We start from the raw sequence: 26,317 nt of genomic DNA, 5'->3' as shown, positions 1-26,317 counted from the left end.
GGAAGCTCGGGTGCCCCGGCGGTTCCCAGAAGTGGTTGGAATCACCTACCCCCGGGTATGACCGGCTACCAGCCCATGACGCGGCCGGGTTCACCGGGGAAAACGGCCGGTGAACCCTGCGGGCGCCGGCCGGGCCCACGCCCCTGGGGCCCGGTGTTGTCGGTGCCCGCAGGTAGATTCGTGTGCGACCGGTGTGTCGCTCGCACGCGGTACGGCCGGTCGTTCCCGACGATTGCAGGAGTGATTCGCGTGGATCGTGTCGCGCTGCGCGGCCTGAGGGCTCGCGGGCACCACGGCGTGTTCCCCAGGGAGCGCGAGGAGGGCCAGACCTTCCTCGTGGACCTCGTCCTGGGCCTGGACATCCGGCCGGCCGCGGCCGACGACGACCTGTCGAAGACCGTCCACTACGGCATCGTGGCCGAGGAGGTCGTGGCCGTGGTCGAGGGCGAGCCGGTGAATCTCATCGAGACGCTCGCCGAGCGGATCGCCCAGACCTGTCTGAAACACGAAGGGGTCCAGGAGGTCGAGGTCTGCGTGCACAAGCCGGACGCCCCGATCACCGTCCCCTTCGACGACGTGACCGTCACCATCACCCGGAGCCGAGTATGACCCGACCTTTCGTCCAGGGTCACAGTGACCCGACCGTCCAGCCGGTGCCCGCCTCGGTCGTCGAGCGGGTGGACGCGGCGGACACCACCCTGCAGAACCCCAAGTGGGCCGTGATCTCCCTCGGTTCCAACCTCGGCAACCGCCTGGAGACCCTCCAGGGCGCCGTGGACGCGCTGGAGGACACGCCCGGCGTCCGTGTGAAGGCCGTGTCACCGGTCTACGAGACGGAGCCCTGGGGCGTCGAGCCCGGCAGCCAGCCGTCGTACTTCAACGCGGTCGTGGCCCTGAAGACCACCCTGCCGCCCTCCTCCCTGCTGGAGCGCGGGCACGCCATCGAGGAGGCCTTCAACCGCGTCCGCGACGAGCGCTGGGGCCCGCGCACCCTGGACGTGGACATCGTCGCCTACGCCGACGTCGTCTCCGACGACCCGCAGCTGACCCTGCCCCACCCGCGCGCCCACGAGCGCGCCTTCGTGCTCGCGCCCTGGCACGACGTGGACCCGGCGGCCCAGCTGCCCGGCCGCGGCGCCGTGGCCGAACTGCTCGCCGCCGTCACCCGCGAGGGCGTCGAACCGCGCGCCGACCTGGAACTCCGACTGCCCGAGTAGTCGTTAAGGTCAACGACTACCCGGCAGTCGCACATCCGGGCATCATCCGGGGCCCGGTCCGGGGGAACTGAAGGGACACCGTGAGAGAGCTGCGCATCAGGGTGCTGGCCGGCGTGTTCGTCGTGGCGGGCATCCTGTCCTGGGCGGGCGCCCGCCTCTGGAACTCGATCGGGACCCTTCCGAGCGTCCCCCTGGCCGCGCCCGTCGTGCTCGCCCTGATCGCCGTGGTCCTGCTCGCCACGGCGCTCTCGCTGCGCGCCCGCTTCAAGGCGCAGCGCGAGCGGCGCCCGGGTGCCAAGGGCGTCGACCCCCTGATGGCCGCCCGCGCGGTCGTCTTCGCCCAGGCCAGCGCCCTGGTCGCCGCCCTCGTCGCGGGGATGTACGGCGGTACGGGCGTGTTCCTGCTGGAGCTCCTCGACCTGCCGCCGCGCCGCGACCAGGCCTTCTACGCCGGTTTCTCCGTCCTCGCGGGCATCGGCGTGATAGCGGCCGCCCTCTTCCTGGAGCGCGTCTGCAAGCTCCCCGAGGACGACGACCAGGACCACCACCAGGGCGCGGAACCGGCGGCCTGACCGCCGGTCCCGTCCGGGCCCCGTGCCGGCTCAGCGCGCCATGATCAGGCTCATGGCCTCGTTGCGGGTCGCCGCGTCCCGCAGCTGACCGCGCACCGCGGACGTTATGGTCTTGGCGCCGGGCTTGCGGATGCCGCGCATCGACATGCACATGTGCTCGCACTCCACCACCACGATGACGCCCCGCGGCTCGAGGATCTCCATCAGGGAGTCCGCGATCTGTGTGGTGAGCCGCTCCTGCACCTGGGGCCGGCGGGCGTAGACGTCCACCAGACGGGCCAGCTTGGACAGGCCGGTGATCTTCCCGGAGACCGACGGGATGTAGCCGACGTGGGCGACGCCCCGGAACGGCACCAGATGGTGCTCACAGGTCGAGTACACCTCGATGTCCTTGACGAGGACCATCTCGTCGTGGCCCAGGTCGAACGTCGTGGTGAGCACGTCCTGGGGCTTCTGCCACAGCCCGGCGAAGATCTCCTGGTAGGCCCGCGCCACCCGGGCCGGCGTCTCGCGCAGCCCCTCGCGGTCGGGATCCTCACCGATGGCGATCAGCAGCTCGCGCACGGCGTTCTCGGCGCGCTTCTCGTCGAACTCGCCGACGGGGCGCTCGCTGTCCAGCGTCACCGGGTCGGTCATCTGGTGCCTCGTTCCTGTCGTCCCACGTGCGTGCATAAGGAAAATGCCGCGCCCCCCAGGCTAGAACCTGGGGGGCGCGGCGTTCATTCCGGGCCTCGGTGGCCGGAAAGCGGCCGCCGGGCGGTCAGCTCTCCGGGCGCTCTTCCGGGGTCGGGTCCGTCACGGGGGCGGACTCGGCGGCGGTGGACTTGACCGTGCTGATCGCGGCCGTCGTGCCGTTCGCACCGTTGGTCAGCGCCAGCTCCTTGGGGGAGAGCACCGGCGGGCGGGTGGACGGGGTGCGGCGCGAGGAGCCGGTCCAGGCGGGCCGCGGCGGGCGCTTGACGATCGGGGCGAAGATCTCGGCGATCTCCTCCTTGCCGAGCGTCTCCTTCTCCAGCAGCTGGAGCACCAGTTGGTCGAGCACGTCGCGGTTCTCGACCAGGATCTCCCAGGCCTCGTTGTGCGCGGTCTCGATGAGCTTCTTGACCTCTTCGTCCACCAGCGCGGCGACCTCTTCCGAGTAGTCGCGCTGGTGCGCCATCTCACGGCCGAGGAAGGGCTCGCTGTTGTCGCCGCCGAACTTGATGGCGCCGAGCCGCTCGGTCATGCCGTACTGGGTGACCATCGCGCGGGCCAGGTTGGTGGCCTTCTCGATGTCGTTGGCGGCACCCGTGGTCGGGTCGTGGAAGACCAGTTCCTCGGCCGCGCGGCCGCCCAGCATGTAGGCGAGCTGGTCGAGCATCTCGTTGCGCGTGGTCGAGTACTTGTCCTCGTCCGGCAGGACCATCGTGTAGCCGAGGGCGCGGCCGCGGGACAGGATGGTGATCTTGTGGACCGGGTCGGAGTTCGGCGAGGCCGCCGCGACCAGGGCGTGACCGCCCTCGTGGTACGCGGTGATCTTCTTCTCCTTGTCCGACATGATCCGGGTCCGCTTCTGCGGGCCCGCGACCACGCGGTCGATCGCCTCGTCCAGCGCCTTGTTGTCGATCAGCTTCTGGTCGCTGCGGGCGGTGAGCAGCGCCGCCTCGTTGAGCACGTTGGCCAGGTCGGCGCCGGTCATGCCGGGAGTACGGCGGGCGACCGCGGCCAGGTCGACGTCGGGCGCGACCGGCTTGCCCTTCTGGTGGACCTTGAGGATCTCCAGGCGGCCCTGGAGGTCCGGCGGGTCGACGGCGATCTGGCGGTCGAAGCGGCCGGGGCGCAGCAGCGCCGGGTCCAGGATGTCGGGCCGGTTGGTCGCGGCGATCAGGATCACGCCGCCCTTGACGTCGAAGCCGTCCATCTCGACCAGCAGCTGGTTGAGGGTCTGCTCACGCTCGTCGTGACCACCGCCGAGGCCGGCGCCGCGGTGGCGGCCGACCGCGTCGATCTCGTCGACGAAGACGATCGCCGGGGCGTTCGCCTTGGCCTGCTCGAACAGGTCACGGACGCGGGAGGCACCGACACCGACGAACATCTCGACGAAGTCGGAACCGGAGATCGAGTAGAAGGGGACGCCCGCCTCGCCGGCGACGGCGCGCGCGAGCAGGGTCTTACCGGTACCCGGGCGGCCGTAGAGCAGCACACCCTTGGGGATCTTGGCGCCGACGGCCTGGAACTTGGCCGGCTCCTGGAGGAACTCCTTGATCTCGTGGAGCTCCTCGACGGCCTCGTCGCAGCCGGCGACGTCGGAGAAGGTCGTCTTCGGGGTGTCCTTGGTGATGAGCTTGGCCTTGGACTTCCCGAAGTTCATCACCCGGGAGCCGCCGCCCTGCATCTGGTTCATCAGGAACAGGAAGACGACGACGATCAGGACGAAGGGCAGGAGGGAGAGCAGGACGCCGACGAACGGGTTCTGCTTGGACGGCGACACGGTGTAGCCGTCCGGGATCTGCTTCTCCTGGTACTTGCTCTGCAGGTTGTTGGCGAGCTGCACACCCTGGTCGCCGATGTAGCTCGCCTGGATCTTGGAGCTGCCTTGGACCTTCTGACCGTCCTTGAGCGTGACCTTGACGGTCTGCTCGTCGCCGGTGGTCAGCTTGGCCGACTGGACCCTGTTGTCATTGATCGCCGCGACGACCTGGCCGGTGTCCACCGACTTGTAGCCGCCGGACGAGCCGACGACCTGCATCAACACGACCACGGCAAGGACGGCCAGCACGATCCACATGACCGGCCCACGGAAGTATCGCTTCACGTCCATCCATACGGAGCGGTGCCGCCCCGTCCCTCCTGCCATAGTGAGTTTGATAAGACAGTTCTTCCGACGGTACCCCAGCCTTGGCGCCCGAAGCCGCGTGAAGCCGATCGGACGGCTGGGAAACCCGTCTCTGCATGCTTCAACGGCACGGGACCCGCCGGGGTTCCCGATCGCCTCACCGGGCTTGGGCCGACTGGCTCGGCCCGCGTGCCCGGTTCGGTTTCAGCCGCCGTAGACGTGCGGCGCGAGCGTACCGACGAACGGCAGGTTGCGGTACTTCTCGGCGTAGTCCAGCCCGTAACCGACGACGAACTCGTTCGGGATGTCGAAGCCGACCCACTCCACGTCGATGGCGACCTTGGCGGCGTCCGGCTTGCGCAGCAGCGTGCACACCTTGAGGGAGGCGGGCTCGCGCGAGCCGAGGTTGTTGATCAGCCAGGACAGGGTCAGACCGGAGTCGATGATGTCCTCGACGATCAGGACGTCCCGGCCCTTGATGTCCGTGTCGAGGTCCTTGAGGATGCGCACGACGCCGGAGGACTGGGTGCCCGCGCCGTACGAGGACACGGCCATCCAGTCCATGGTGACCGGGGTGGACAGCGCCCGTGCGAGGTCGGCCATGACCATCACCGCGCCCTTGAGGACACCGACGATCAGCAGGTCCTTGCCCGCGTACTCCGCGTCGATCTTCGCCGCCAGCTCGGCCAGCTTGGCGTCGATCTCTTCCTTGGTGATGAGCACCTTCTCGAGGTCGGCACCCATGTCTTTCGCGTCCACCCGCATCACTTTCGGTCGTCCCGCACTTACGGCCGCAATCACGGCCTCCGGCCGCCCCGGGCGGCCGGAGGAGACTCGCTCCGGGCCGTCGGGATTCAGCCTTGCCGAATCACCAGTCTGCCACCCTGCCGCTGGGCGACGACCCGGCCCGGGAGATTGATGGCCCCCTGGCCTCGCCAGCCGGTGATCAGGCGGTCGACTTCCTCGATGTGGCGGGCGAACAGGGAACCGGCGGGAGCGCCGGCCGCGATGGCGGCCCGGCGCAGGATCCGGCGGCGCACGGCGGGCGGCAGGGCGTAGAGCTTGGCGCACTCCAGCAGGCCCGCGGCGTCGCGCACGGAGGCCTCGGCCTGGCTGGCCCAGGAGTCGAGGGCGTCGGCGTCGTCGCGGGACAGCTGGGCGGTGCGGGCGAGCGCCTCGACGACGCCCTTTCCGAGGGCCTTCTCCAGGGCGGGCAGGCCCTCGTGGCGCAGCCGGGAGCGGGTGTACGCGGGGTCGGTGTTGTGAGGATCGTCCCAGACGGGCAGGGACTGGACCATGCATGCCTTGCGGGCGGTCTGCCGGTCGAGGTGGAGGAAGGGGCGCCGGTAACGGCCGCCGGCCCCCGAGACCGCGGCCATTCCGGACAGGGAGCGGATGCCGGAGCCGCGGGCGAGGCCCAGCAGGACGGTCTCGGCCTGGTCGTCGCGGGTGTGTCCGAGCAGGATCGCGGCGGCGCCGTGGCGTTCGAGCGCGGCGTCCAGGGCGGCGTAGCGGGCGTCGCGGGCGGCGGCCTCGGGGCCGCCGTCGCGGCCGACGTCGACGGAGACGGACTCCACGGGGTCGAGGCCGAGGCCGCGCATCCGCAGGGCGACCTCGTCGGCGCGCAGGTCCGAGCCGGGCTGGAGTCCGTGGTCGACGGTGACGCCGCCGGCGCGCAGGCAGAGCCGGGGGGCTTCGAAGGCGAGGGCGGAGGCGAGGGCCATGGAGTCGGCGCCGCCGGAGCACGCGACGAGCACCAGGGGGCTCGCGGGGGCGGACACGAGGGTGGACCCGAGCGGGGAGGGGAGCCGCTCGGTCGGCCGGTCCGGGCGCTCACCGGCGGCCGGGAGGGTGTTCAGGATGTCGTGGAGGACGCGGCGGACCGCCAGGCGTATCGCCGCGACCGCAGGATGGGGACCCATGTCCGGTTCCCTTCATGAAGTTTCCGGGGGGTGAGCCCGATTCGGTCACTCAGAGTGTGTAGATGGTGACAGAAGCGGGCCGTTCCCCGAGCATTGCACGCCTACGCATGGCTCACGGTCCCTCGGACGGGTGATTGGAGGGGCGTTCGACTGCCGTCGGCCGGATTCGATTCACGACCGGGGCGTGCGTTTCACGACTCCGCCGTGCGGTGCACCCGCGCGACCCAGTCCGCCGGTTTGGCGATCTCCGCCTTGGTGGGCAGGGTGTTGGGCGAGGTCCACACGCGGTTGAAGCCGTCGACGCCGACCTGGTCGACGACGGCCCGTACGAACCGTTCGCCGTCCCGGTACTGCCTGAGTTTGGCATCCAGGCCGAGCAGTTTGCGCAGCGCCTGGTCGAGCCGGGAGGCGCCCTTGGCCCGGCGCTGCTGGAACTTCTCCCGGATCTCGGCCACGGACGGCACGACACTGGGCCCGACGCCGTCCATCACGTAGTCGGCGTGGCCCTCCAGCAGGGACATCACGGCGGTGAGGCGGCCGAGGATCTCGCGCTGGGCGGGGGTCTGCACCAGATCCACGAAGGAGCGGCCGCCGTCGTCCTCCTCGGCCTCGGGGCGGCCCCCGGCGAGCGACTGGGCGGCGTCCCGCACGCGCTCCAGGAAGGTCATGGGGTCGACGTCCGTCTCCGCGAGGAACGACTGGATTTCGCCCTCCAGGTGGTCACGCAGCCAGGGCACGGCCGTGAACTGCGTGCGGTGGGTCTCCTCGTGCAGGCACACCCACAGGCGGAAGTCGTGCGGTTCGACGTCGAGTTCGCGCTCCACGTGGACGATGTTGGGCGCGACGAGGAGGAGGCGGCCGCCGCCGTTCTTCCCGGCCGGAAGGTCGCGGGTGGAGGGGGCGAAGGTCTCGTACTGGCCGAGGACGCGGGAGGAGAGGAACGACAGCAGCATGCCCAGCTCCACGCCGGTGACCTTGCCGCCGACGGCGCCGAGGACGGCACCGCCGGGGGTGGCGCCGCGGCGCTCCTGCATCTTGTCCAGGAGCGGTTTGAGGATCTCCCGGAACCCGGCGACGTTGGCGCGGGCCCAGCCGGGGCGGTCGACGACCAGGACGGGGGTGTCGTGGCTCTGCTCGGTCGCCAGCCGGGTGAAGCCGCGGACGTGCTCCTCCGAGGCCTTCGCGTGCCGGCGCAGCTCCGCGACGACGGACCGGGCCTCGTCACGGGTGACGTCGGGGCCGGGCCGTACGAGCCGTGTCGCGGTCGCCACCGCGAGGTTCCAGTCGACCATCCCGGGGGATGCGGTGCCTCCGAAGCCTGTCATGCGTCAACGGTACGTGAGCGGCACCGCTTGGGGCAGGCCGTGGCATCGGGTCCGGTGGGGGGAGCCGGACGCCGTCAGCCGCAGCCGCACGCCGCCAGTGCCGTCGCCGCCTTGTCCAACGCCGACTGCGCGGCCATCGGGTCCGTCGTCTCCGAGGCCAGGAAGGCGAAGGCCAGCAGGCGGCCGTCCCGGTCCACCACCGTCCCCGCCAGGGTGTTGACGCCGGTCAGGGTGCCGGTCTTGGCGTGCACCAGGCCGGCCGCGCCGTCGGCGTAGCGGGTGGCCAGGGTGCCGGTGAAGTGGGCGATGGGGAGGCCGGTGAGGACCGGGCGGAGCCCGGGGTGGCCGGGGGTGCCGGCCTTGATCAGGATGGCGGTGAGGAGGTCGGCGGTGAGGCGGTCGGCGCGGTCGAGGCCGCTGCCGTCGTGGAAGGACGTGCCGGCCAGCGGCAGGCCCAGCTTCCCGAGCCGCGCGGCGATCGCCCTGGCACCGCCGTCGAAGCTGGCGGGCCGCCCGCTCGCGAGGGCGGTCTGCCGGGCGAGGGCCTCGGCGATGTCGTTGTCGCTGTTGGTCAGCATGCGTTCGACCAGCGCGGACAGCGGCGGCGAGGAGACGGTCGCGAGGGTCTCGGCGCGGCCGGTCGCCCTGGCCGGAGCGGGCGCGGTCGTGCCGATGCCGGCGCCCTTCAGGAAGCCCGCGAACTTCCGCGCCGTGTCCTCGGCGGGATCGGCGACCCGGGGCGCGGGCCCGCTGGTGGAGTCGTCGGTGCGCCCCTCGTCCGTGGTCAGGGCGCTGACCGGTGCCAGGTTGTCGTTGGCGCCGATGGGGTGCAGCGCGGGGCCGGCGTAGAGCGTCGCGTCGTACGACAGGGTGATCTCGTGGATGCCGCGCGCCCGCAGCGCCTGCGCCGTCCTCGTGGCCAGCGTCCGCAGGCTCGCCCAGCCGCCGGCCTCGGCGTGCGCCGTGAGCGTGGGGTCGCCGCCGCCGACCAGGACGAGTTCACGGGTACCGCCCCGGAGCGCGGCGCGGGTGGCGAAGCGGTGGTCGGGACCGAGCGCGTCCAGGGCGGCGACCGCGGTCGCGAGCTTGGTCGTGGAGGCGGGCGTGAGCCCCTTGTCGGGGTCGACGCCGTACAGCCGCCTGCCCGTGGCCGCGTCGACCACCACGGCCGTGTGCCCCTCGCCGAGCGCCGGCGCGTCCAGGAGGGGCCCCAGGACGTCCGCCAGGGCCGTACCGCCGCTCGCCGGCGCCTGCCTGGTGTCCGCGGGGCCGGTCGCGGCCCCCAGTCCCGCCAGGACCGCCGGCGCGCTCGGCGCGGGTCGCGGCCCGCCCGCCGCCGGACCCGGACCGTGATCTGCGCCACGTGCGTGCTCCAGGGCGGTCGCCCGGTCCCGCTCGGCCGTACGCTGACCGGTGGCGTCCCACGGCCCGGCCAGGGTCACCACGCCGGCCGCGAGCACCAGGCCGGCGGTGGCGGCGCCCGCGGTGTACTGCAAGGTGCTGGGAGTACGCGGACGGGGGAGGTCGGCGAGCAGCGGTCGTACCGTGGACATCAGACGCATGACCTGCGGTTTCGCCGTTCTCACGGCACGCGCGAGTCGCGGTCGCACGGCGCTCGCGATCCGCCTCACCCGCGGTCCCGCGGCTCGCCAAGGCCCGAGCTCTGGCACGACCACCAGCCCCTTTCGCGATCACACACCTGCGTGAGGGACACTTAACCACCAGAACTATGTGCTGATCATGAAGGAGCCACCGGTGGAGTTCGACGTCACGATCGAGATCCCGAAGGGTTCGCGCAACAAGTACGAGGTGGACCACGAGACCGGTCGGATCCGCCTGGACCGTCGCCTCTTCACCTCGACCGCCTACCCGACCGACTACGGCTTCGTCGAGAACACCCTCGGCGAGGACGGCGACCCGCTGGACGCGCTGGTCATCCTGGACGAGCCGACCTTCCCGGGCTGCCTGATCCGCTGCCGCGCGATCGGCATGTTCCGCATGACGGACGAGGCCGGCGGCGACGACAAGCTGCTGTGCGTGCCCTCCACCGACCCGCGGGTGGAGCACCTGCGCGACATCCACCACGTGTCGGAGTTCGACCGCCTGGAGATCCAGCACTTCTTCGAGGTCTACAAGGACCTGGAGCCCGGCAAGTCCGTCGAGGGCGCCAACTGGGTGGGCCGTGCGGACGCCGAGCAGGAGATCGAGCGGTCCTACAAGCGCTTCAAGGAGCAGGGCGGTCACTGACCCTCCGTCCCCCGAACGGGCCGCACGCTTTCGTGTGCGGCCCGTTTGCATGCCCGCCCGCGGCGCATGCGCATACTGAGGCCAGCGGAAGGTGTCGTTCAGGGACGGTGCGAGGTGACGGAGGCGGACGACCGCAAGCCCCGGTCGGACGAGGCGCGGTACGACCCGGAGATCACGTCGGAGTTCGCCATCCCCAAGGGGCTCGAGGTCCCGAAGACCGGGGGCGAGCCGGAGACGACCTCCGAGTTCCAGGTGCCGCAGGGGCTGCTCACGCCGCAGCCGCCGGCCGGGGAGCCGGAGGGGTCGGCGTTCAGCACGCCGAGCGCGTACGGCCCGCAGAGCGGGGTGGCCGCGTTCACGCCGGCCACCGGGGTGCCGCTGGTCAGCCTGGTCAAGGACGCGCCGTGGCAGGACCGGATGCGCACCATGCTGCGCATGCCGGTGGCCGAGCGGCCCGCGCCCGAGCCGGTGCAGCACGAGGAGGAGAGCGGCCCGGCCATCCCCCGGGTGCTGGACCTGACGCTGCGTATCGGCGAGCTGCTGCTGGCGGGCGGCGAGGGCGCCGAGGACGTGGAGGCCGCGATGTTCGCGGTGTGCCGGTCGTACGGCCTGGACCGCTGCGAACCCAACGTCACCTTCACCCTGCTGTCCATCTCGCACCAGCCGTCCCTGGTCGAGGACCCGGTGACGGCGTCGCGGACGGTGCGCCGCCGGGGCACCGACTACACCCGCCTGGCGGCCGTCTTCCGCCTGGTGGACGACCTGACGGACCCCGAGACCCATGTCTCCCTGGAGGAGGCGTACCGGCGCCTCGCGGAGATCCGCCGCAACCGGCACCCCTACCCGGGCTGGGCGCTCACCCTGGCCAGCGGGCTGCTCGCGGGCGCCGCCTCGATCCTCGTGGGCGGCGATCTGATCGTGTTCTTCGCGGCGGCGATCGGCGCGATGCTCGGCGACCGGCTGGCCTGGCTGTGCGCGGGGCGCGGGCTGCCGGAGTTCTACCAGTTCACGGTGGCCGCGATGCCGCCCGCGGCGATCGGCGTGGCGTTCGCGCTGGCCCATGTGGACGTGAGGGCGTCCGCCGTGATCACCGGTGGACTGTTCGCGCTGCTGCCCGGACGGGCGCTGGTGGCGGGCGTCCAGGACGGCCTGACGGGCTTCTACATCACCGCCTCGGCCCGCCTCCTGGAGGTCCTGTACTTCTTCGTCGGCATCGTCACCGGCGTGCTGCTCGTCCTGTACTTCGGGGTGAAGGTGGGCGGCAAGCTCAACCCGGAGGCGGCGCTGCACATCTCCCACCGGCCCCTGCTCCAGATCGCGGCCTCCATGCTGCTGTCGCTGACCTTCGCGGTGCTGCTCCAGCAGGAACGGTCCACCGTGCTCTGGGTGACCCTCAACGGAGGCGTCGCCTGGAGCGTGTACGGCGCGATGCGCTATGTCGCCGACATCTCGCCGGTGGCCTCCACTGCGGTGGCGGCCGGCCTGGTCGGGCTCTTCGGGCAGTTGCTGTCCCGCTACCGCTTCGCCTCCGCGCTGCCCTACACGACGGCTGCGATCGGTCCGCTGCTGCCCGGTTCCGCCACGTACTTCGGGCTCCTGAACATGGCCCAGAACCAGGTGGACAAGGGTCTGGTGTCGCTGGCCAACGCGGCGTCGCTGGCCATGGCGATCGCGATCGGGGTCAACCTGGGATCGGAGGTCTTCCGGCTGTTCCTGCGGGTCGGCTCCCCCGGGAAGCGCCGGGCGGCGAAGCGGACCAGGGGATTCTGAGCGGCTTACCGGTCGCGGTGGTCGTACGGGTACGGGCCCTGCTCCGGCTGCTGCGGCTGGTCGGGGTACGACTGCTGCGGACGCCGCCGGTCGTGGTACGGCTGCTGGTTCCAGTCCTGCTGCGGGGGCTGCTGGTACTGAGGCTGCTGGTACTGAGGGTGCTGCTGGGGCTGCTGGTGCTGCGGCTGGGGCTGCTGGTGCTGCGGCTGGGGCTGCTGGTACTGAGGCTGCTGCTGAGGCTGCTGGTACTGCGGCTGCTGCTGAGGCTGCTGGTACCGGTTGTCGTAGCCCTGGTTGCCGTGCTCGTGGCCGCCGAAGCCCTGGTGGCCGTGCTCCCGGCCGCCGAAGCCCTGGTCGCCGTACGCCTGCCCCTGGTCGCCGTACGCCTGCCCTTGGTCGCCGTGCTGCGGCTGTCCGCCGTGCGACTGCCCGTACCGGTCGTCCGGCTCGATGCGGCGCAGCCGGGTCGTGGCGTCGTCCATGAGCGGCTGCTGCTGCCGGTACTGGGGCGCCTCGGCGGGGCCGGGCTGCTCCTTGGGGGCCTTCTTGCTCTTGCTGCGGGCCCTCAGGTACTCGATCGCCAGCGGGACCACCGAGACGAGGACGATCAGGATGAGGATCGCCTCGATGTTCTTCTTGACGAAGTCGATGTTGCCGAGCCAGGAGCCGAGCAGGGTGACTCCCGCGCCCCACAGGCTGCCGCCGATGACGTTGAAGATCAGGAAGGAGCGGTAACGCATGCCGCTCACGCCCGCGATGATCGGGGTGAAGGTGCGCACCACCGGCACGAAGCGGGCCAGGATCAGCGACTTGGGGCCGTACTTCTCGAAGAACTCGTGCGCCTTGGCGACGTTCTCCTGTTTGAACAGGCGCGAGTCGGGCCGGTTGAACAGGGAGGGGCCGACCTTCTTGCCGAACATGTAGCCCGCCTGGTCACCGAGGATCGCGGCGACGCAGATCAGGGCGATCGCGCCCCACAGCGGGAAGTCCAGCTGGTGCGAGGTGATCAGCAGACCGCAGGTGAACAGCAGCGAGTCGCCGGGCAGGAAGAAGCCGATGAGCAGGCCGGACTCGGCGAAGACTATGAGCAGCAGACCCCAGACGCTGTACGTGTCGAGCAGATAGTTGGGATCGAGCCAGCTCGGGCCGAGGGCGAGAGTCATCACGGGTCCGGGCTCCTGAAGGGGGGAGAAGGGGCGGCTACGGTGACCGAGTAGGGCCGCACAAAGCTATCAACGTGACATGGCCGCCCTGGGTTCCCCGGTGGTCCCCGGGGCGACGGGGAGAAAGCGGTGATCCATGGGACTCGACGACTTCGGCGGCGGGCAGGGCCCCCGGTCGGACGTGCTGGTCGTGACCACGAACGACGTGCCGGGCCACCGGGTGGAGCGGGTGATCGGCGAGGTCTTCGGGCTCACCGTGCGCTCCCGGCACCTGGGCAGTCAGATCGGCGCCGGACTGAAGTCCATGATCGGCGGCGAGCTCAGAGGACTCACCAAGACGCTGGTGCAGACCCGCAACCAGGCCATGGAGCGCCTGGTGGAGCAGGCACGCGCGCGGGGCGCCGACGGGGTGCTCGCGTTCCGGTTCGACGTCACGGAAGCGGCGGACGTGGGCACCGAGGTGTGCGCCTACGGCACGGCGGTGGGGTTGTCCCGGGACTGACCCGGCGCCGGAACGGGCCGGGGCCGTCGGACGACCTGAGCCGGCCCGTCCCGGCCCCGGCGTCCCTCAGGAGGTGCGACGGTCGGCGTTGGCCAAGATCGCGTCGTGCAGGTGTTCGGCGAGACCGGGGTGCGCCGCGTCGTAGAACGCCTTGAAGCGCTCGTCGGAGACGTACGTCCCGGCGAGGCACCGGTGCATCTCGTACGGGCACTCGTAGAACCACCGGCTGATGTGCCGCCGGTGTTCCTCGGCCATGGCCCTGGCGGCCTCCCCCGCCGCGGGCTCACCGGCGGCCACCAGGCGGGCGTAGCGCTCGCTCCAGTCGTCCGCCTCGGCCCGCAGTCGCTTCCAGTCCTCCTTGCCGTAGCCGGCGGCGCGGCGCCGTGACTCGGCCCACTGCGGGGTGTCGCCCCAGCGGGCCTCCGCCTCCTCCGCGTACTGCTCGGGGTCCTTGTCCCCGAACACCTCGAACCGTTCCTCGGGTGTCAGATCGATGCCCATCCTGCGTGCCTCCATGGCGTGTTCCACGGCCTCGGCCATCCGGCTCAGCTTCTCGATCCGGGCCGTCAGCAGCGCGTGCCGACGGCGCAGGTGCGCACGCGGGTCCGCGTCCGGGTCGTCGAGCAGGACGGCGACCTCGTCGAGCGGAAAGCCGAGCTCCCGGTAGAAGAGGATCCGCTGGAGCCGGTCGAGGTCGGCGTCGGTGTAGCGGCGGTGCCCCGCGTGGGTGCGCCCGCCCGGCACCAGCAGGCCGATCTCGTCGTAGTGGTGCAGGGTGCGCACCGTGACGCCGGCGAACCCGGCGACCTGTCCCACGGAGTGGCTCAACCGTCCGCCTCCTTCCGCTCGTTCGTCGTTGCGAGAGTCAGCCTGCGGCCTCACGTGGCGTGAGGTGCAAGTCCGGGGTGCCCCTGGTGCGGGGACGGGTGGATCAGGGTAGGCGTCCGGGGCGTTCCGGATGTCGGGGTGGTGCGGCCTTGCATAAGGTGGCGGGCGAGGAGGCAGCCATGGCCCTGCACAAAGGTCCGCAGAAGCACCAGGAGCGGGCGTTGTCCGTCAACCCCTTCTTCGGGGAGGCGAACCCGGTCGGCGGTATGACCGAGGCCCCGCCCACGCACCGGCTCCCGGACGCCCCGATGCCGCCGACGACCGCGTACCAGCTGGTGCACGACGAGCTGATGCTGGACGGCAACTCCCGGCTGAACCTGGCCACGTTCGTCAGCACCTGGATGGAGCCGCAGGCCGGCGTGCTGATGGGGGAATGCCGGGACAAGAACATGATCGACAAGGACGAGTATCCGCGCACCGCCGAACTGGAGCGGCGCTGCGTGGCGATGCTCGCGGATCTGTGGAACGCGCCGGACCCGGCGGCCGCGGTGGGCTGCTCGACCACGGGGTCGAGCGAGGCGTGCATGCTGGCCGGGATGGCGCTCAAGCGGCGCTGGGCGCAGCGCAACGCCGACCGGTACCCGGGCGCCCGGCCCAACCTGGTGATGGGGATCAACGTCCAGGTGTGCTGGGAGAAGTTCTGCAACTTCTGGGAGGTGGAGGCCCGCCAGGTGCCCATGGAGGGCGACCGCTTCCACCTGGACCCGCAGGCGGCGGCCGAGCTGTGCGACGAGAACACCATCGGCGTCGTCGGCATCCTCGGCTCCACCTTCGACGGGTCCTACGAGCCGATCGCCGACCTGTGCGCCGCCCTGGACGCCCTCCAGGAGCGCACCGGGCTCGACATCCCGGTGCATGTGGACGGCGCGTCCGGCGCGATGGTGGCGCCCTTCCTGGACGAGGACCTGGTCTGGGACTTCCGGCTGCCACGGGTGGCCTCCATCAACACCTCGGGGCACAAGTACGGGCTGGTGTACCCCGGTGTCGGCTGGGCCCTGTGGCGGGACGCGGAGGCGCTGCCCGAGGAGCTGGTCTTCCGGGTCAACTACCTGGGCGGCGACATGCCGACCTTCGCCCTCAACTTCTCCCGCCCCGGCGCGCAGGTCGTCGCGCAGTACTACAACTTCCTGCGCCTCGGCCGCGAGGGCTACCGGGCGGTGCAGCAGTCGACCCGCGATGTGGCCCGCTCCCTCGCCGACCGCATCGAGGGCCTCGGCGACTTCCGCCTCCTCACCCGCGGCGACGAACTCCCCGTCTTCGCCTTCACCACGGCGGACGCCGTCACCTCGTACGACGTCTTCGACGTCTCCCGCCGCCTGCGGGAGAGCGGCTGGCTGGTCCCCGCCTACACCTTCCCCGCCCACCGCGAGGACCTCTCCGTCCTCCGCGTCGTCGCCCGCAACGGCTTCTCCCACGACCTGGCCGACCTCTTCCTGGACGACCTGAGCCGCCTCCTGCCGGAACTGCGCCGCCAGCCGCATCCGCTGACCCGGGACAAGTCGGCGGCGACGAGCTTCCACCACTAGGCCGGAGTCCTGCGGGGCGGCCCCGAGGCCGCCCCGCGGCGGGCCCCCGGGGCGGGCCGGGCCTCGGTCAGCCCTCCGCCTTCTCCATGGCCACCAGCTCGAACGCCGTCTTCCCGTCGAGGGACTCGCGCAGGATGTCGGCGTGGCCGGCGTGGCGGGCCGTCTCGCGGATCAGATGGAGGCAGAGCCAGCGCAGGGAGACGCGGCCCTCCGGCGGGAACCATGGGTCCGGCGGAAGGGGGAAGGTGTCGTCCAGGCTGGGGGCGGAGCGGATGAACTTCTCCGTCGCGGCGGCGACCTGCTCCCAGTGGGCGAGCTGCGAGGCCACCGTCTCCTCGCCGACCAGCTCGAAGCTCTCGTGCCAGTTGGACGCGTCCCGCCGGACCGCCGGCGACTCCTGCGCGGCCCGCGCGAGCCATATCTGCTCGACCTCGGCGACATGCTTGAGCAGCCCGCCCAGCGACAGCTCGCTCGCGCTCGGCCGGGTGCGGGCCTGCTCCTCGGTCAGCCCGAGCAGCGCCCGGCGGATCCCCCCGCGCTGCTCCTCGATGAACGCCAGCAGCGCTCCGCGCTCGTCGCCCTTCGCCTCCGCGGACACATGCGTGACCATGACCGGCCGCCTTTCCTCGGTTCGCCGGAGCGTTCGCCCCGACACCGAGGAAGCTACGGGCCCTCTAGGTCGGATCCTGTCCTAAAGGCCGTCCCGAAGGGCCCGGCACCTCCGAGGAGAGATCAGAACGGGAAGCCGCTGCGGCCGTGCTGCACCGAGATCCACTTCACCGTGGTGAAGGCCTCCATCGTCGTCTCGCCGTTGAGCCGGCCGACGCCGGAGTGCTTCTCGCCGCCGAAGGGCACGATCGGCTCGTCGTGCACGGTGCCGTCGTTCACGTGGAACATGCCGGTGTCGATCCGCTTGGCGAAGGAGACGCCCCGCTCGATGTCCCCGGTGTGCACGGCGCCGCTGAGGCCGTACGGCGTGTCGTTGACGATCCGCACCGCCTCCTCCTCACCGTCGAACGGCACGAGGAAGACGACCGGCCCGAACACCTCCTGGTGGAGCAGCGGGGAGTCGGCGGGCACGCCGGTGAGCACCGAGGGCTCGACCAGGTTGTTGGTCGTGCCGCCGTGCACCAGCGCCGTCGCGCCCTCCGCGAGCGCCTGCTCGACCACGCTCGAAACGGCGTTCGCCTGCGTGGAGTTGATCACCGGGCCGATGACGGTCTCCGGGTCGCGCGGGTCCCCCACCTTGAGGGTGCGCACCTTGGCGACGAACTTCTCGGTGAACTCCTGCGCGACCGAGCGGTCCACGAGCACCCGGTTGGCGGCCATGCAGACCTGCCCCTGGTGCACGAACCGGCTGAAGACCGCCGCGTCCACCGCGTAGTCGAGGTCCGCGTCGTCCAGCACCACCAGCGCGCTGTTGCCGCCGAGTTCGAGCACCGAGCGCTTGAAGTTCGCGGCGCAGACCGTGGCCACGTGCCGGCCCACCTGGTCGGAGCCGGTGAAGGAGATGACCTTCGGGACGGGGTGCTCGATGAACGCGTCGCCGATCTCGGCGATGTCGGTGACGACGACGTTGAGCAGCCCGCCGGGGAGCCCGGCCTCCTCGAACAGCTTGGCGATCAGCGTGCCGCCGGCGATCGGGGTGTTCTGGTGCGGCTTGAGCACCACGCCGTTGCCGAGCGCGAGCGCCGGGGCCACGGACTTCAGCGACAGCAGGAAGGGGAAGTTGAAGGGGCTGATCACGCCCACGACGCCGACCGGCACCCGGTAGACGCGGTTCTCCTTGCCCTCGCCCGGGGACGGCAGGATGCGGCCCTCGGGACGCAGCGCCAGGTGGATGGACTCGCGCAGGAACTCCTTGGCGAGGTGCAGCTCGAAGCCGGCCTTCACCCGGGTGCCGCCCAGCTCCGCGACGATCAGGTCGGCTATCTCCTGCTCACGGTCCTCCACGAGCCTCAGCGCCCGCTCGAACACCGCCCGCCGCGCGTACGGGTTGGTGTCGGCCCATGCCTTCTGGGCACGTGCGGCGGCCCGGTAGGCCTGGTCGACCTCGTCGACGGTGGCCACGGTGATCGAGGCCAGCTTCTCGTCGTCGTACGGGTTGAAGTCGATGACGTCCCAGGAGCCGCTGCCCGGTCGCCATTCACCGTCGATGTACTGCTGGGCCAGGTCGCTGAAGTAGGACGACATGTGATCCCTCAATCACTAGCGGAGCCGGGTCCCGGCCACGGTCTGAGTCTGATCACGCGTCATCCTACTTGCGGGTCAGGAGAGTTGGAGCAGCCCTCTCAGAAGATCCCGGCTCTCGTCCGGCCCCGGGCTGTCCTGCTGCAACTCTTTCAGCGCCTGCTCGTACTGGGCCACGTCCTCGCGCTTGTCGAGGTACAGGGCGCTGGTCAGCTGCTCCAGGTAGACGACGTCGGAGAGATCGGACTCCGGGAAGCTGAGGATGGTGAAGGCGCCGCTCTCGCCGGAGTGGCCGCCGAAGCTGAACGGCATCACCTGGAGCCGCACGTTGGGCCGCTCGGAGACGTCGATGAGGTGCTGGAGCTGGCCGCGCATCACCTCGCGGTCGCCGTAGGGGCGGCGCAGGGCGGCCTCGTCCAGGACGATGTGGAACTCGGGGGCGTTGTCGGAGAGCAGGTACTTCTGGCGCTCCAGGCGCAGCGCGACCCGGCGCTCCACGTCGTCCGCGCTCGCGCCCTTCATGCCGCGCCGGACGACCGCGCGGGCGTACTCCTCGGTCTGGAGCAGGCCGTGCACGAACTGCACCTCGTAGGCGCGGATCAGGGTGGCGGCACCCTCCAGGCCCACGTAGGTGGGGAACCAGTTGGGCAGGACGTCGCTGTAGCTGTGCCACCAGCCCGCCACGTTGGCCTCGCGGGCCAGGGACAGCAGCGACTGACGCTCCGCCTCATCCGTGATGCCGTACAGCGTCAGCAGGTCCTCGACGTCCCTCGTCTTGAAGCTCACCCGGCCCAGCTCCATCCGGCTGATCTTCGACTCGGACGCCCGGATGGAATACCCCGCCGCCTCGCGCGTGATCCCCCGTGCTTCACGCAGCCGCCTGAGTTGCGAGCCGAGCAGCATCCGCCGCACCACCGATCCGGGCTCTCCCGCGCTCACGTTCGCCAGCCTCCCCAACCGTCTTCAGGGCCCGAAGTCTGCCACTAAAACGCTCCGCGCAGTACTCGTACGGTTACGGAAACGGAAAGAACGGGACCGTTCATGGCGGGCAGGAGGGGCGAAGGTAGGGACCACTGGCGGAGGTCGCCACAAAGATGGCAGAAAAAATGGCCAAGAAGCGGTACGGGACTGTCCATTTCGGTCGCGTGCACGTGCATCTGCCCTTGCATCTGCTCTTCCCATCCGAAACCATGGTGCCGCGCCACCGCTGCATCGCAACGACCGCGAATTCCCGGGAGTGCCTCGCATGGGGACGAATGGATCGACCATGCTCAAGCCGTTACGGCAGGGCCTTCCGCCGCTGGACCCCGCGGCCGTGTCCAGCGCCGCGTCCTGCGCGCTGCCGGCGCGGTACGAAGCGGTGCGCGAGGCACGGCGGTTCACCCGGGACACCCTCGAAGAGTGGGGCGCGGCGGAGCACTTCGACGATGTCTGCCTGGTCGTCTCCGAACTGGTCACCAACGCGTTGCGGCACGCGCTGCCGAGTGAGTACGGGTGTCCGGACGAGTACACCGCCTCGGTGCGACTGCATTTGATGCGGTGGGCCGAGCGACTGGTCTGCGCGGTACGCGACCCGAGCCACGAGACTCCGGTACCGGGGGACTCCGACGACTTCTCGGCCGAGTCGGGCCGGGGGCTCTTCCTGGTCGACTCCTTCGCGGACAGCTGGGGCTGGCATCCGCTGGCGGGGCCCCTGGAGGGGAAGGTCGTCTGGGCGATGTTCCACGTGGAACGGTCGGCCTGAGCCTCTACGCGCGTCGTGACCGCTCCCTGGTCTCCGGCCCGCCCATCCCGTTCCGGTCGGTGCACGACCCGGGGGGAAGAGGCGCCTGGGAAGGTCCATCAAGGGACCGCCCGCACCGCACCACGAGCCGGGCTCGGCGCACGGGCCGCCCCCGCCCACGACCGCCTCTCCCGCCCACCCACCGGACCCGGTGGGGCACGAGGCCGGGGACGGGCGCTTCGGACGTCACCCGCCGACAGACCGCCCGCACCGGACAGCGGGCCTGCACCCGGCGCATGACGCGGCCGCTCCGGGCCCCGACCACCTCCCACCCCGCCCGCCTCGATCGCCCGCGGAGCCGGGGCGGAGGGCAGTGCGGGCGCCCCGCTCGGGCCGACACCGACCGGGCAGGGCAGGGCGTCCTGCGGTCTCCCTCTTCCTGCCACCCGTCTCGATCCGCTGTGGGGCCGGAGGCGGAGGACGGACCGGCAGACACCCGCCGGCGAGCCGGCCTGCCGGACAGCCCCCGGCTCGGGGCGGACGCGAGGCCGGAGCGAAGCCCTCTGCGGACGGCGTGCCGATCGGCCAGGCGGGGCGGCGGTCAAGGTCGCGGGCCGGGCCCCGTGGGCCGGCGGGCGGTCCGGCGCGCGGGAGAAGCCCCTGGAGACAACGCCCGCAGCCGCCTCAGGCGGAGATCAGGTGGTCGAACTCCCCGTCCTTGACCCCCAACAGCATCGCTTCTATCTCGGCCCGCGTGTAGACCAGCGCAGGACCGTCCGGGAAGCGTGAGTTGCGGACGGCCACCTCACCGCCCGGCAACCGCGCGAACTCCACGCACGACCCCTGCGAGTTGCTGTGCCTGCTCTTCTGCCAGGCCACTCCGTCCAGCTGCGTGGCAGCCATGCCGTTGTACACGTCGTACCCCCCGAACACGCCGTCAACGTCGCGGTCCACAGGTCGCTCCCCGGTGGTGCACTGGCTGGTGAGGCCATAGATGCGGTGGTCAACTGACCTGGATCATAACCCCCACGTCACGTGCATCTGCACGAGCAGATGCACGTGCACGAGGGGTGTTCTCTCGGTTACAGCCTTGACGCGCGCTTTACCTGACGATGTGCGGCCCTATGCCGCCGTTTCACCGAAGCTGTTCCAGCGTCTGCCCCGGAGTGGGCAGTACATGCCCCCACCATCCTCCGCCCATGATCTTCCACGCCCGTCGGCCGCGCCGGACCACCGGGTCGAATTTGTCGTGCACAGGTAAGAGACGCTTGCGAAGCCCTTCCTGTTCCTCCCCGGCGAGCGTCGGGCGGAAGTCCCGGTGTACGGACTTCCCGGCAGTGACTGCTGATAGCTTGCTGCGGGCCGTCCGGCCGAGGGCGGCGGACGCTACAGCTTGGGAGCCTGACGTGACTTCGGCGACTGCTTCGACCAGTACACGGGTGCGGATCGCGGCCCTGGCCGCGGGGCTGGTGGGCGCACTGGCGCTGACGGCGTGCGGTGGCGGCGGCGGCGGCGACCACCGCTCCACGACCCCGTCGAACACGGCGAGCGCCGATCCCGCGCCGTCCTCCAGCGCGGGCGGCTCCGGCGCGGGCGGCGCCTCCGGCAAGCTCCAGGGAAGCTGGCTGGCCACCAACGGCGGCACCATCGTGGCCCTGGTGATCAACGGCAAGCAGGCCGGCGTCTTCGCGACCGGCGGGACGGTGTGCAGCGGCACCGCGGGCACCGAGTCCGGAATGCAGATGATCCACCTGACCTGCGCCAAGGGCGACAAGGACCGCACCACCGGAATGGTCGACTCGGTCGACGGCACGACCATGAAGGTGACCTGGTCGGGCAAGGTCGGCCAGGAGACGTACACCAAGGCGGAGGGCGGCAAGCTGCCCTCCGGACTGCCGACCGCGGCGGCGCGGTGACGCTCCCTCCGCCAGGGTGCGGCTCCCGCCGGGAAACACCTGAAGCGGTGATATGCGAGGGGTGCGCGAACGGGGCCGCGCTCCAGGCGCGATGATGCTGGAGCACCGTCACGACCTCGATGGGACTGCTCATGCGCGCCATTCCGCTCACCGTCACCGCCGTTGCCGCCGCCCTGCTGCTGACCGCCTGCAACGGCGGCGGGGGCAGCGGCAGCGGCGGCAAGAACGGTTCCGCCTGCCGGATCGGCGGGGTGTCCCTGGAAGTCGGGGCGGCGAGCGTGGCGCCCGCGGCGGGTGACACCGGCGAGGTGCCGGTCAGCATCACCAACCACAGCAAGACCTGCACGCTGGAGAACTTCCCCGGCGTCGTCCTGCGCAAGGACGGCACGAGCGCGAAGCTGGCCGCCCAGAAGGGCGCCAAGGCGCAGACGCTGAAGCTCGCCAAGGGCGACGCCGCGGCCTTCACCATCACCTACGTCCGCGGCAAGGACGGCGACGCCGGCAGCCTCGCGGCCACCGAGCTGAAGATCACCCTGCCGGGCGACGACACGGCGCAGAGCTTCCCCTGGCGGTACGGCCCGATCGCCGGCCAGGGCGCCTCGACCAAGCCGAACGCCTCCGTCAGCGCCTTCCAGCAGGCCGGCGACTGAGCCTCCGCGGCCTGCCCGAGGACGATCTCACTCCAGCCGCGGCCGTGCCCTGACCTGGGCGCGGTCCGCGGCGGCCGCGCCCTCCGTCCAGCCCGCCGCGTCGCTCACCCCGCGCAGCCGAGTGGTGGTGGTCCGCGGGAACATCCGCTCCAGGCGGCCGCTGACCGCCATCTCGCGCGTGGCCAGCACCGGCAGCAGATCCCGGGTGACCTGGCTCTCGGCGGCGGCCGCGAGCCGGTCGCCGACCCGGTGGGCGTAGGCGGCGAGGAAGGACTGCCGGAAGGTCTTGGTGCGCTTGCGCCCGGCGGCCCGCTGGGCCGCCTCGGCCTTGGTCATGGCGTGCGTGGCCTGCACCAGGAGTGAGGTGTAGAGCAGTTCGACCGCTTCCAGGTCCCCCTCGAAGCCGACGACGGTGGAGAAGCAGAACGGTTCGTTCCACACCGCTCTGCAGTGGTTCGCGGTGGCCACGGCGTCCAGCAGGACGGCCTTGGCCTGCTCGTACGGCGGCTCGACACCCATCCGGCAGGCCCCGGGCGTGTCCGGCGCGGGCGCCGCCGCGGCGAGCAGCGCCTCGTCGACGCTGTGCCGCGCCATCAGCTCCTGCGCCTTGGCGGTCAGCGCCTCGGCCTCCTCCGGGTAGCCGGTCGCCTCCGCCTTGGCGAGCAGCGCGCGGATCCGGCCGAGCGTCCGGGAGGCGGCGGGGTCGTGGGCGCGGCGGGTCTCCTCCTCCAGGGGTTCGAGGTTCGGCAGGCGCAGCAGCAGGCGGTACAGCTCCAGGACGACGGTGGCATGGGAGAAGCGGTCGGCTCCGCGCGCGGGGCCCGCCGGCAGTTCGTCGAGCTGCGCGGCCCAGCGGCGCCCGCGCGGCCGGTCCCGGCCGGCCTGCGCCCGGATCAGCGCGGCGGCCAGGTGTACGTGCGGCTGCTCCAGCTCGCGCCGCACCAGCCGTACGACGTCGGCGGGCTGCCAGCCGCGCCGCCACGCGGCCGCGGTGAACTCCTCGCCGCGCCGGGCGAGTTCGGCGTCGGCGGCGGGGTCGGCCGCGAGCAGGGAGGCGCCCGCGTCGAGGCCCGTGTCGGTGTGGTCGTAGAGCGCGGCCCGAAAGGCCCGCTCGACCGTGCTGGCGGAACTGGTCACACCGCCGATCGTGCCACGCCCCGCCGACGGCGCCCGCACACCGTCCACAGCCTGTGGACAACTCCTGCGCGACGCGCTCGGCCCACCCACCCCGAATTCGCCCAGTCCGTCCCCTTACCGCGCGAACCGCCACCCGTCCGTCTACTGTCAACCATCGGTTGACACCTAGAGGGGTGCAACCTACGGTTGACACATGGCGACCAACCCGAACATCACGGCTTCCGTGCGCCTCGACGACCTCATCGAGGCGATCAAGAAGGTTCATCCCGAACCCCTCGACCAGCTCCAGGACGCGGTGATCGCGGCCGATCACCTCGGCGACGTGGCGGACCACCTGATCGGTCACTTCGTGGACCAGGCCCGCCGCTCGGGCGCGTCCTGGACCGAGATCGGCAAGAGCATGGGCGTGACCCGGCAGGCGGCACAGAAGCGGTTCGTGCCGAAGGAATCCGCCGACCTCGACCCCAGCCAGGGCTTCAACCGCTACACCCCCCGCGCGCGGAACGTGGTCATGGCCGCGCACAACGAGGCGGTGGCCGCCCGCAACCCGGAGGGCCGCCCCGAGCACCTGGTCCTCGGCCTGCTGGCCGAGCCGGAGGGCCTCGCGGCGAAGGCGATCACCGCGCAGGACGTCCCGCTGGACGCCGTACGGCAGGCCGCGACCGCCGCGCTGCCGCCCGCGGCCGAGCAGGTCCCCGACCTCGTGCCCTATGGCCCCGAGGCCAAGAAGGTGCTGGAACTCACCTTCCGCGAGGCCCTGCGGCTCGGGCACAACTACATCGGCACCGAACACCTCCTGCTGGCCCTGCTGGAGCACGAGAACGGCGCGGGCGTCCTCAGCGGGCTCGGCGTGACCAAGGCCGCGGCCGAGGAGTACGTGGACAAGGTCCTCGCGCTGCTCCTGGAGAAGCACTCGAATACCCCCACCGAGGACTGAACTCGCAGGTAAGAGCGATTGTCAGTGCCGCCTGCCACACTCGCAGCCATGACCGACCGGTGGGCGCTCGCCGCGGCCGAGGACGGTGGCGTGGACGTCGCCCCCCTCGGCCCGGACGGGCTGCCCGCCGGGCCGGTGCTGCGCGAGAGAGATCTCGCCGGGGCGGTGCGGAGCCGCCCGGAGGTGACGCGCTGGGTGTGGCGGTCGACCGCCGACGTCTACCCGCGTCTGCTCGCCACGGGGGTGCGAGTGGAGCGGTGCTACGACATCGAGGTCGCCGAGACCCTGCTGCTGGGCCACGAGGGGCGGTACGGCGAACCACGCTCGGCCGCCGCCGCCCTGGCCCGCCTCCGGGGCGGCCCCGTACCGCCCGATCCACCGCAGCGGGCGGCCGAGCCGGGCGCCCAGCCCCCGCTGTTCGAGCCCACCGGCGCCCGGCTGCCGCTGCCCGACCTCCTCGCGGTCTACGCCGACCAGGTGCGACGGCACGAGAAGGCGGCCGATCCGGGCCGGATGCGCCTGCTGACCGCCGCCGAGTCGGCGGGCACGCTGGTGGCCGCCGAGATGAACCGCTGCGGACTGCCCTGGAGCGCCGAGGTCCACCGTGACCTGCTCCGCGACCTGCTCGGCGAGCGGTACGCGGGCGGGGGTGAGCCGCGCCGCCTCGCGGAGCTCGCGGACGAGGTCTCCGCCGCGTTCGGCCGCAGGGTCCGTCCCGACCTGCCGGCCGATGTGATCAGGGCTTTCGCACAGGCCGGGATCAAGGTGAGGTCCACCCGCCGCTGGGAGATCCAGTCCCTCGACCACCCGGCCGTCGCCCCGCTGCTGGAGTACAAGAGGCTCTACCGCATCTGGGTGGCCCACGGCTGGTCCTGGCTCCAGGACTGGGTGCGCGACGGCCGTTTCCGCCCCGAGTTCCAGGCCGGTGGCACGGTCACCGGGCGCTGGGTGACCCATGGCGGGGGCGCCCTCCAGATCCCCAGGGTGATCCGGCGGGCCGTGGTCGCCGAACCCGGCTGGCGGCTGGTGGTGGCCGACGCCGACCAGATGGAGCCGCGGGTCCTGGCCGCGATCTCCCGCGACCCCGGCCTGATGGACGTCGCGGGCCGCGAGAGCGACCTCTACCAGGCCGTCTCCGACCGCGCCTTCTCCGGCGACCGCGACCAGGCCAAGCTGGCGGTGCTCGGCGCGGTCTACGGCCAGACCTCCGGCGACGGCCTGAAGAACCTCGCCGCGCTGCGCCGCCGCTTCCCGAAGGCCGTCGCCTATGTCGACGACGCGGCGCGGGCGGGCGAGGAGGGCCGGCTGGTGCGCACCTGGCTGGGCCGCACCTGCCCGCCGGCCGCCGGCGCGACCGAGGAGACGGCGGAGGAGGCCGGCATCCCCATGGGCGTCGGGGAGGAGGAGGGCGAGTCCCCGGCCGACGGCCGGGCGGCCTGGGTCCCGGCCCGCGCCTCCGCCGACTCCCGCGCGCGGGGCCGCTTCGCGCGCAACTTCGTCGTCCAGGGCAGCGCCGCCGACTGGGCCCTGCTGCTGCTCGCGGCGCTGCGCCGGTCCTGCGCCGCGCTACGGGCCGAGCTGGTCTTCTTCCAGCACGACGAGGTGATCGTGCACTGCCCCGCGGAGGAGGCCGACACCGTCGTGGCGGCCATCCGCGACGCGGCCGACCTCGCCGGCCGGCTCACCTTCGGCGAGACCCCGGTGCGGTTCCCGTTCACGACGGCGGTGGTGGAGTGCTACGCGGACGCCAAGTAGACCGCCGAGTGGACCGCTGACCGGAGCCGGCGAAGGTCCACCGGCGCCCCGCGGTCCGGCGC

At 71.7% G+C, this 26,317-nt stretch carries 25 protein-coding genes; 12 read left to right on the top strand and 13 right to left on the bottom strand.

Going from position 1 to position 26,317, the window contains the following annotated elements:
- The first annotated feature begins 249 nt into the window (after nt 1-249).
- From folB to QSK45_RS33775, 3 genes are all read left to right on the top strand, one after another.
- Nucleotides 250-609, top strand: a complete 360-nt coding sequence (folB, locus tag QSK45_RS33785; protein ID WP_285562722.1) for a dihydroneopterin aldolase — start codon at nt 250-252, stop codon at nt 607-609.
- On the top strand, nt 606-1,217 hold the full coding sequence (gene folK / locus QSK45_RS33780; RefSeq protein WP_285562721.1) for a 2-amino-4-hydroxy-6-hydroxymethyldihydropteridine diphosphokinase: 612 nt from the start codon (nt 606-608) through the stop codon (nt 1,215-1,217). Before folB ends, folK begins: the two co-directional genes overlap by 4 nt.
- An 80-nt stretch (nt 1,218-1,297) precedes the next feature.
- On the top strand, nt 1,298-1,789 hold the full coding sequence (locus tag QSK45_RS33775; protein ID WP_285562720.1) for a DUF3180 domain-containing protein: 492 nt from the start codon (nt 1,298-1,300) through the stop codon (nt 1,787-1,789).
- A 30-nt stretch (nt 1,790-1,819) separates the two neighbouring features.
- On the opposite strand, the gene folE is transcribed toward QSK45_RS33775, so the two are convergent.
- The 6 genes from folE to dacB form a co-directional block, all read right to left on the bottom strand.
- On the bottom strand, nt 1,820-2,425 hold the full coding sequence (gene folE / locus QSK45_RS33770) for a GTP cyclohydrolase I FolE (RefSeq protein ID WP_285562719.1): 606 nt from the start codon (nt 2,423-2,425) through the stop codon (nt 1,820-1,822).
- A 124-nt stretch (nt 2,426-2,549) separates the two neighbouring features.
- Entirely contained in the window at nt 2,550-4,589 is a 2,040-nt protein-coding gene (ftsH, locus tag QSK45_RS33765) for an ATP-dependent zinc metalloprotease FtsH (protein WP_285562772.1), read from the bottom strand.
- A gap of 219 nt (nt 4,590-4,808) precedes the next feature.
- On the bottom strand, nt 4,809-5,369 hold the full coding sequence (gene hpt, locus QSK45_RS33760; RefSeq protein ID WP_037660361.1) for a hypoxanthine phosphoribosyltransferase: 561 nt from the start codon (nt 5,367-5,369) through the stop codon (nt 4,809-4,811).
- Nucleotides 5,370-5,458: 89 nt separating this feature from the next.
- Nucleotides 5,459-6,526, bottom strand: a complete 1,068-nt coding sequence (gene tilS, locus QSK45_RS33755) for a tRNA lysidine(34) synthetase TilS (RefSeq protein WP_285562718.1) — start codon at nt 6,524-6,526, stop codon at nt 5,459-5,461.
- 191 nt (nt 6,527-6,717) lie between these two features.
- Nucleotides 6,718-7,851, bottom strand: coding sequence for a zinc-dependent metalloprotease (locus QSK45_RS33750; RefSeq protein ID WP_285562717.1), 1,134 nt, complete (start codon nt 7,849-7,851; stop codon nt 6,718-6,720).
- 74 nt (nt 7,852-7,925) lie between these two features.
- Nucleotides 7,926-9,482 (bottom strand): D-alanyl-D-alanine carboxypeptidase/D-alanyl-D-alanine endopeptidase, encoded by a 1,557-nt coding sequence (gene dacB / locus QSK45_RS33745; RefSeq protein ID WP_285562716.1) that lies wholly within the window; start codon nt 9,480-9,482, stop codon nt 7,926-7,928.
- 124 nt (nt 9,483-9,606) lie between these two features.
- On the opposite strand from dacB, the gene QSK45_RS33740 reads away from it, so the two are divergent.
- Both QSK45_RS33740 and QSK45_RS33735 read left to right on the top strand, forming a co-directional pair.
- On the top strand, nt 9,607-10,098 hold the full coding sequence (locus QSK45_RS33740; protein ID WP_285562715.1) for an inorganic diphosphatase: 492 nt from the start codon (nt 9,607-9,609) through the stop codon (nt 10,096-10,098).
- 114 nt (nt 10,099-10,212) lie between these two features.
- Nucleotides 10,213-11,868, top strand: coding sequence for a threonine/serine exporter family protein (locus QSK45_RS33735; RefSeq protein ID WP_285562714.1), 1,656 nt, complete (start codon nt 10,213-10,215; stop codon nt 11,866-11,868).
- A gap of 5 nt (nt 11,869-11,873) precedes the next feature.
- Here the strand turns inward: QSK45_RS33735 and QSK45_RS33730 are convergent, their stop codons facing one another.
- Nucleotides 11,874-13,034, bottom strand: coding sequence for a DedA family protein (locus QSK45_RS33730; RefSeq protein ID WP_285562713.1), 1,161 nt, complete (start codon nt 13,032-13,034; stop codon nt 11,874-11,876).
- Between the two features lie 133 nt (nt 13,035-13,167).
- On the opposite strand from QSK45_RS33730, the gene QSK45_RS33725 reads away from it, so the two are divergent.
- Entirely contained in the window at nt 13,168-13,533 is a 366-nt protein-coding gene (locus tag QSK45_RS33725; protein WP_285562712.1) for a YbjQ family protein, read from the top strand.
- Nucleotides 13,534-13,599: 66 nt separating this feature from the next.
- Here QSK45_RS33725 and QSK45_RS33720 read toward each other — a convergent pair whose 3' ends face one another.
- Nucleotides 13,600-14,361 (bottom strand): MerR family transcriptional regulator, encoded by a 762-nt coding sequence (locus QSK45_RS33720; protein ID WP_285562711.1) that lies wholly within the window; start codon nt 14,359-14,361, stop codon nt 13,600-13,602.
- A gap of 179 nt (nt 14,362-14,540) precedes the next feature.
- Between QSK45_RS33720 and gad the strand changes: the two genes are divergently transcribed.
- Nucleotides 14,541-15,947 (top strand): glutamate decarboxylase, encoded by a 1,407-nt coding sequence (gene gad / locus QSK45_RS33715; protein ID WP_285562710.1) that lies wholly within the window; start codon nt 14,541-14,543, stop codon nt 15,945-15,947.
- Nucleotides 15,948-16,014: 67 nt separating this feature from the next.
- Here gad and QSK45_RS33710 read toward each other — a convergent pair whose 3' ends face one another.
- The 3 genes from QSK45_RS33710 to QSK45_RS33700 all read right to left on the bottom strand — a co-directional run bounded on the left by QSK45_RS33710 (nt 16,015) and on the right by QSK45_RS33700 (nt 19,052).
- Complete coding sequence (locus tag QSK45_RS33710) at nt 16,015-16,557, bottom strand: DinB family protein (protein ID WP_285562709.1); 543 nt, start codon at nt 16,555-16,557, stop codon at nt 16,015-16,017.
- 122 nt (nt 16,558-16,679) lie between these two features.
- A complete protein-coding gene (locus QSK45_RS33705) occupies nt 16,680-18,140 on the bottom strand; it encodes an aldehyde dehydrogenase family protein (protein WP_285562708.1) in 1,461 nt (486 codons plus the stop codon).
- 75 nt (nt 18,141-18,215) lie between these two features.
- The gene (locus tag QSK45_RS33700) at nt 18,216-19,052 is read right to left on the bottom strand and encodes a Sco1979 family transcriptional regulator (RefSeq protein ID WP_490993658.1); all 837 of its coding nucleotides are present in this window, start codon (nt 19,050-19,052) and stop codon (nt 18,216-18,218) included.
- A gap of 352 nt (nt 19,053-19,404) precedes the next feature.
- On the opposite strand from QSK45_RS33700, the gene QSK45_RS33695 reads away from it, so the two are divergent.
- Nucleotides 19,405-19,881 (top strand): ATP-binding protein, encoded by a 477-nt coding sequence (locus tag QSK45_RS33695; RefSeq protein WP_285562707.1) that lies wholly within the window; start codon nt 19,405-19,407, stop codon nt 19,879-19,881.
- A 663-nt stretch (nt 19,882-20,544) separates the two neighbouring features.
- On the opposite strand, the gene QSK45_RS33690 is transcribed toward QSK45_RS33695, so the two are convergent.
- Complete coding sequence (locus tag QSK45_RS33690) at nt 20,545-20,814, bottom strand: DUF397 domain-containing protein (protein ID WP_395483487.1); 270 nt, start codon at nt 20,812-20,814, stop codon at nt 20,545-20,547.
- A 452-nt stretch (nt 20,815-21,266) separates the two neighbouring features.
- Between QSK45_RS33690 and QSK45_RS33685 the strand changes: the two genes are divergently transcribed.
- Together QSK45_RS33685 and QSK45_RS33680 are read left to right on the top strand one after the other, a co-directional pair.
- Nucleotides 21,267-21,776 carry a hypothetical protein gene (locus tag QSK45_RS33685; protein WP_285562706.1) on the top strand — a complete coding sequence of 170 codons (510 nt, stop codon included), beginning with the start codon at nt 21,267-21,269 and terminating at the stop codon, nt 21,774-21,776.
- A gap of 131 nt (nt 21,777-21,907) precedes the next feature.
- Entirely contained in the window at nt 21,908-22,426 is a 519-nt protein-coding gene (locus QSK45_RS33680) for a DUF4232 domain-containing protein (protein WP_285562769.1), read from the top strand.
- A 27-nt stretch (nt 22,427-22,453) separates the two neighbouring features.
- Here the strand turns inward: QSK45_RS33680 and QSK45_RS33675 are convergent, their stop codons facing one another.
- The gene (locus QSK45_RS33675; RefSeq protein WP_285562705.1) at nt 22,454-23,563 is read right to left on the bottom strand and encodes a DUF2786 domain-containing protein; all 1,110 of its coding nucleotides are present in this window, start codon (nt 23,561-23,563) and stop codon (nt 22,454-22,456) included.
- Nucleotides 23,564-23,756: 193 nt separating this feature from the next.
- Between QSK45_RS33675 and QSK45_RS33670 the strand changes: the two genes are divergently transcribed.
- Both QSK45_RS33670 and QSK45_RS33665 read left to right on the top strand, forming a co-directional pair.
- Nucleotides 23,757-24,500, top strand: a complete 744-nt coding sequence (locus QSK45_RS33670) for a Clp protease N-terminal domain-containing protein (RefSeq protein ID WP_285562704.1) — start codon at nt 23,757-23,759, stop codon at nt 24,498-24,500.
- A gap of 48 nt (nt 24,501-24,548) precedes the next feature.
- A complete protein-coding gene (locus QSK45_RS33665; protein ID WP_285562703.1) occupies nt 24,549-26,255 on the top strand; it encodes a bifunctional 3'-5' exonuclease/DNA polymerase in 1,707 nt (568 codons plus the stop codon).
- Nucleotides 26,256-26,317 lie beyond the last annotated feature (62 nt).

Source organism: Streptomyces hygroscopicus subsp. hygroscopicus (assembly GCF_030269125.1).
In the GTDB taxonomy this organism is placed as follows: Bacteria; Actinomycetota; Actinomycetes; order Streptomycetales; family Streptomycetaceae; genus Streptomyces; species Streptomyces hygroscopicus_C.
Note: the sequence above shows the minus strand (reverse complement) of the source record. Positions and strands in the feature narration are given on the sequence as shown.

What these genes read in the sequence shown, in the direction of transcription:
- folK (WP_285562721.1), top strand. Translation starts at nt 606, where the DNA reads ATGACCCGACCTTTCGTCCAGGGTCACAGTGACCCGACCGTCCAGCCG.
- folE (WP_285562719.1), bottom strand. Translation starts at nt 2,425, where the DNA reads ATGACCGACCCGGTGACGCTGGACAGCGAGCGCCCCGTCGGCGAGTTC.
- ftsH (WP_285562772.1), bottom strand. Translation starts at nt 4,589, where the DNA reads ATGGACGTGAAGCGATACTTCCGTGGGCCGGTCATGTGGATCGTGCTG.
- hpt (WP_037660361.1), bottom strand. Translation starts at nt 5,369, where the DNA reads ATGCGGGTGGACGCGAAAGACATGGGTGCCGACCTCGAGAAGGTGCTC.
- tilS (WP_285562718.1), bottom strand. Translation starts at nt 6,526, where the DNA reads ATGGGTCCCCATCCTGCGGTCGCGGCGATACGCCTGGCGGTCCGCCGC.
- QSK45_RS33750 (WP_285562717.1), bottom strand. Translation starts at nt 7,851, where the DNA reads ATGACAGGCTTCGGAGGCACCGCATCCCCCGGGATGGTCGACTGGAAC.
- QSK45_RS33725 (WP_285562712.1), top strand. Translation starts at nt 13,168, where the DNA reads ATGGGACTCGACGACTTCGGCGGCGGGCAGGGCCCCCGGTCGGACGTG.
- gad (WP_285562710.1), top strand. Translation starts at nt 14,541, where the DNA reads ATGGCCCTGCACAAAGGTCCGCAGAAGCACCAGGAGCGGGCGTTGTCC.
- QSK45_RS33710 (WP_285562709.1), bottom strand. Translation starts at nt 16,557, where the DNA reads ATGGTCACGCATGTGTCCGCGGAGGCGAAGGGCGACGAGCGCGGAGCG.
- QSK45_RS33705 (WP_285562708.1), bottom strand. Translation starts at nt 18,140, where the DNA reads ATGTCGTCCTACTTCAGCGACCTGGCCCAGCAGTACATCGACGGTGAA.
- QSK45_RS33695 (WP_285562707.1), top strand. Translation starts at nt 19,405, where the DNA reads ATGCTCAAGCCGTTACGGCAGGGCCTTCCGCCGCTGGACCCCGCGGCC.
- QSK45_RS33680 (WP_285562769.1), top strand. Translation starts at nt 21,908, where the DNA reads ATGCGCGCCATTCCGCTCACCGTCACCGCCGTTGCCGCCGCCCTGCTG.
- QSK45_RS33670 (WP_285562704.1), top strand. Translation starts at nt 23,757, where the DNA reads ATGGCGACCAACCCGAACATCACGGCTTCCGTGCGCCTCGACGACCTC.
- QSK45_RS33665 (WP_285562703.1), top strand. Translation starts at nt 24,549, where the DNA reads ATGACCGACCGGTGGGCGCTCGCCGCGGCCGAGGACGGTGGCGTGGAC.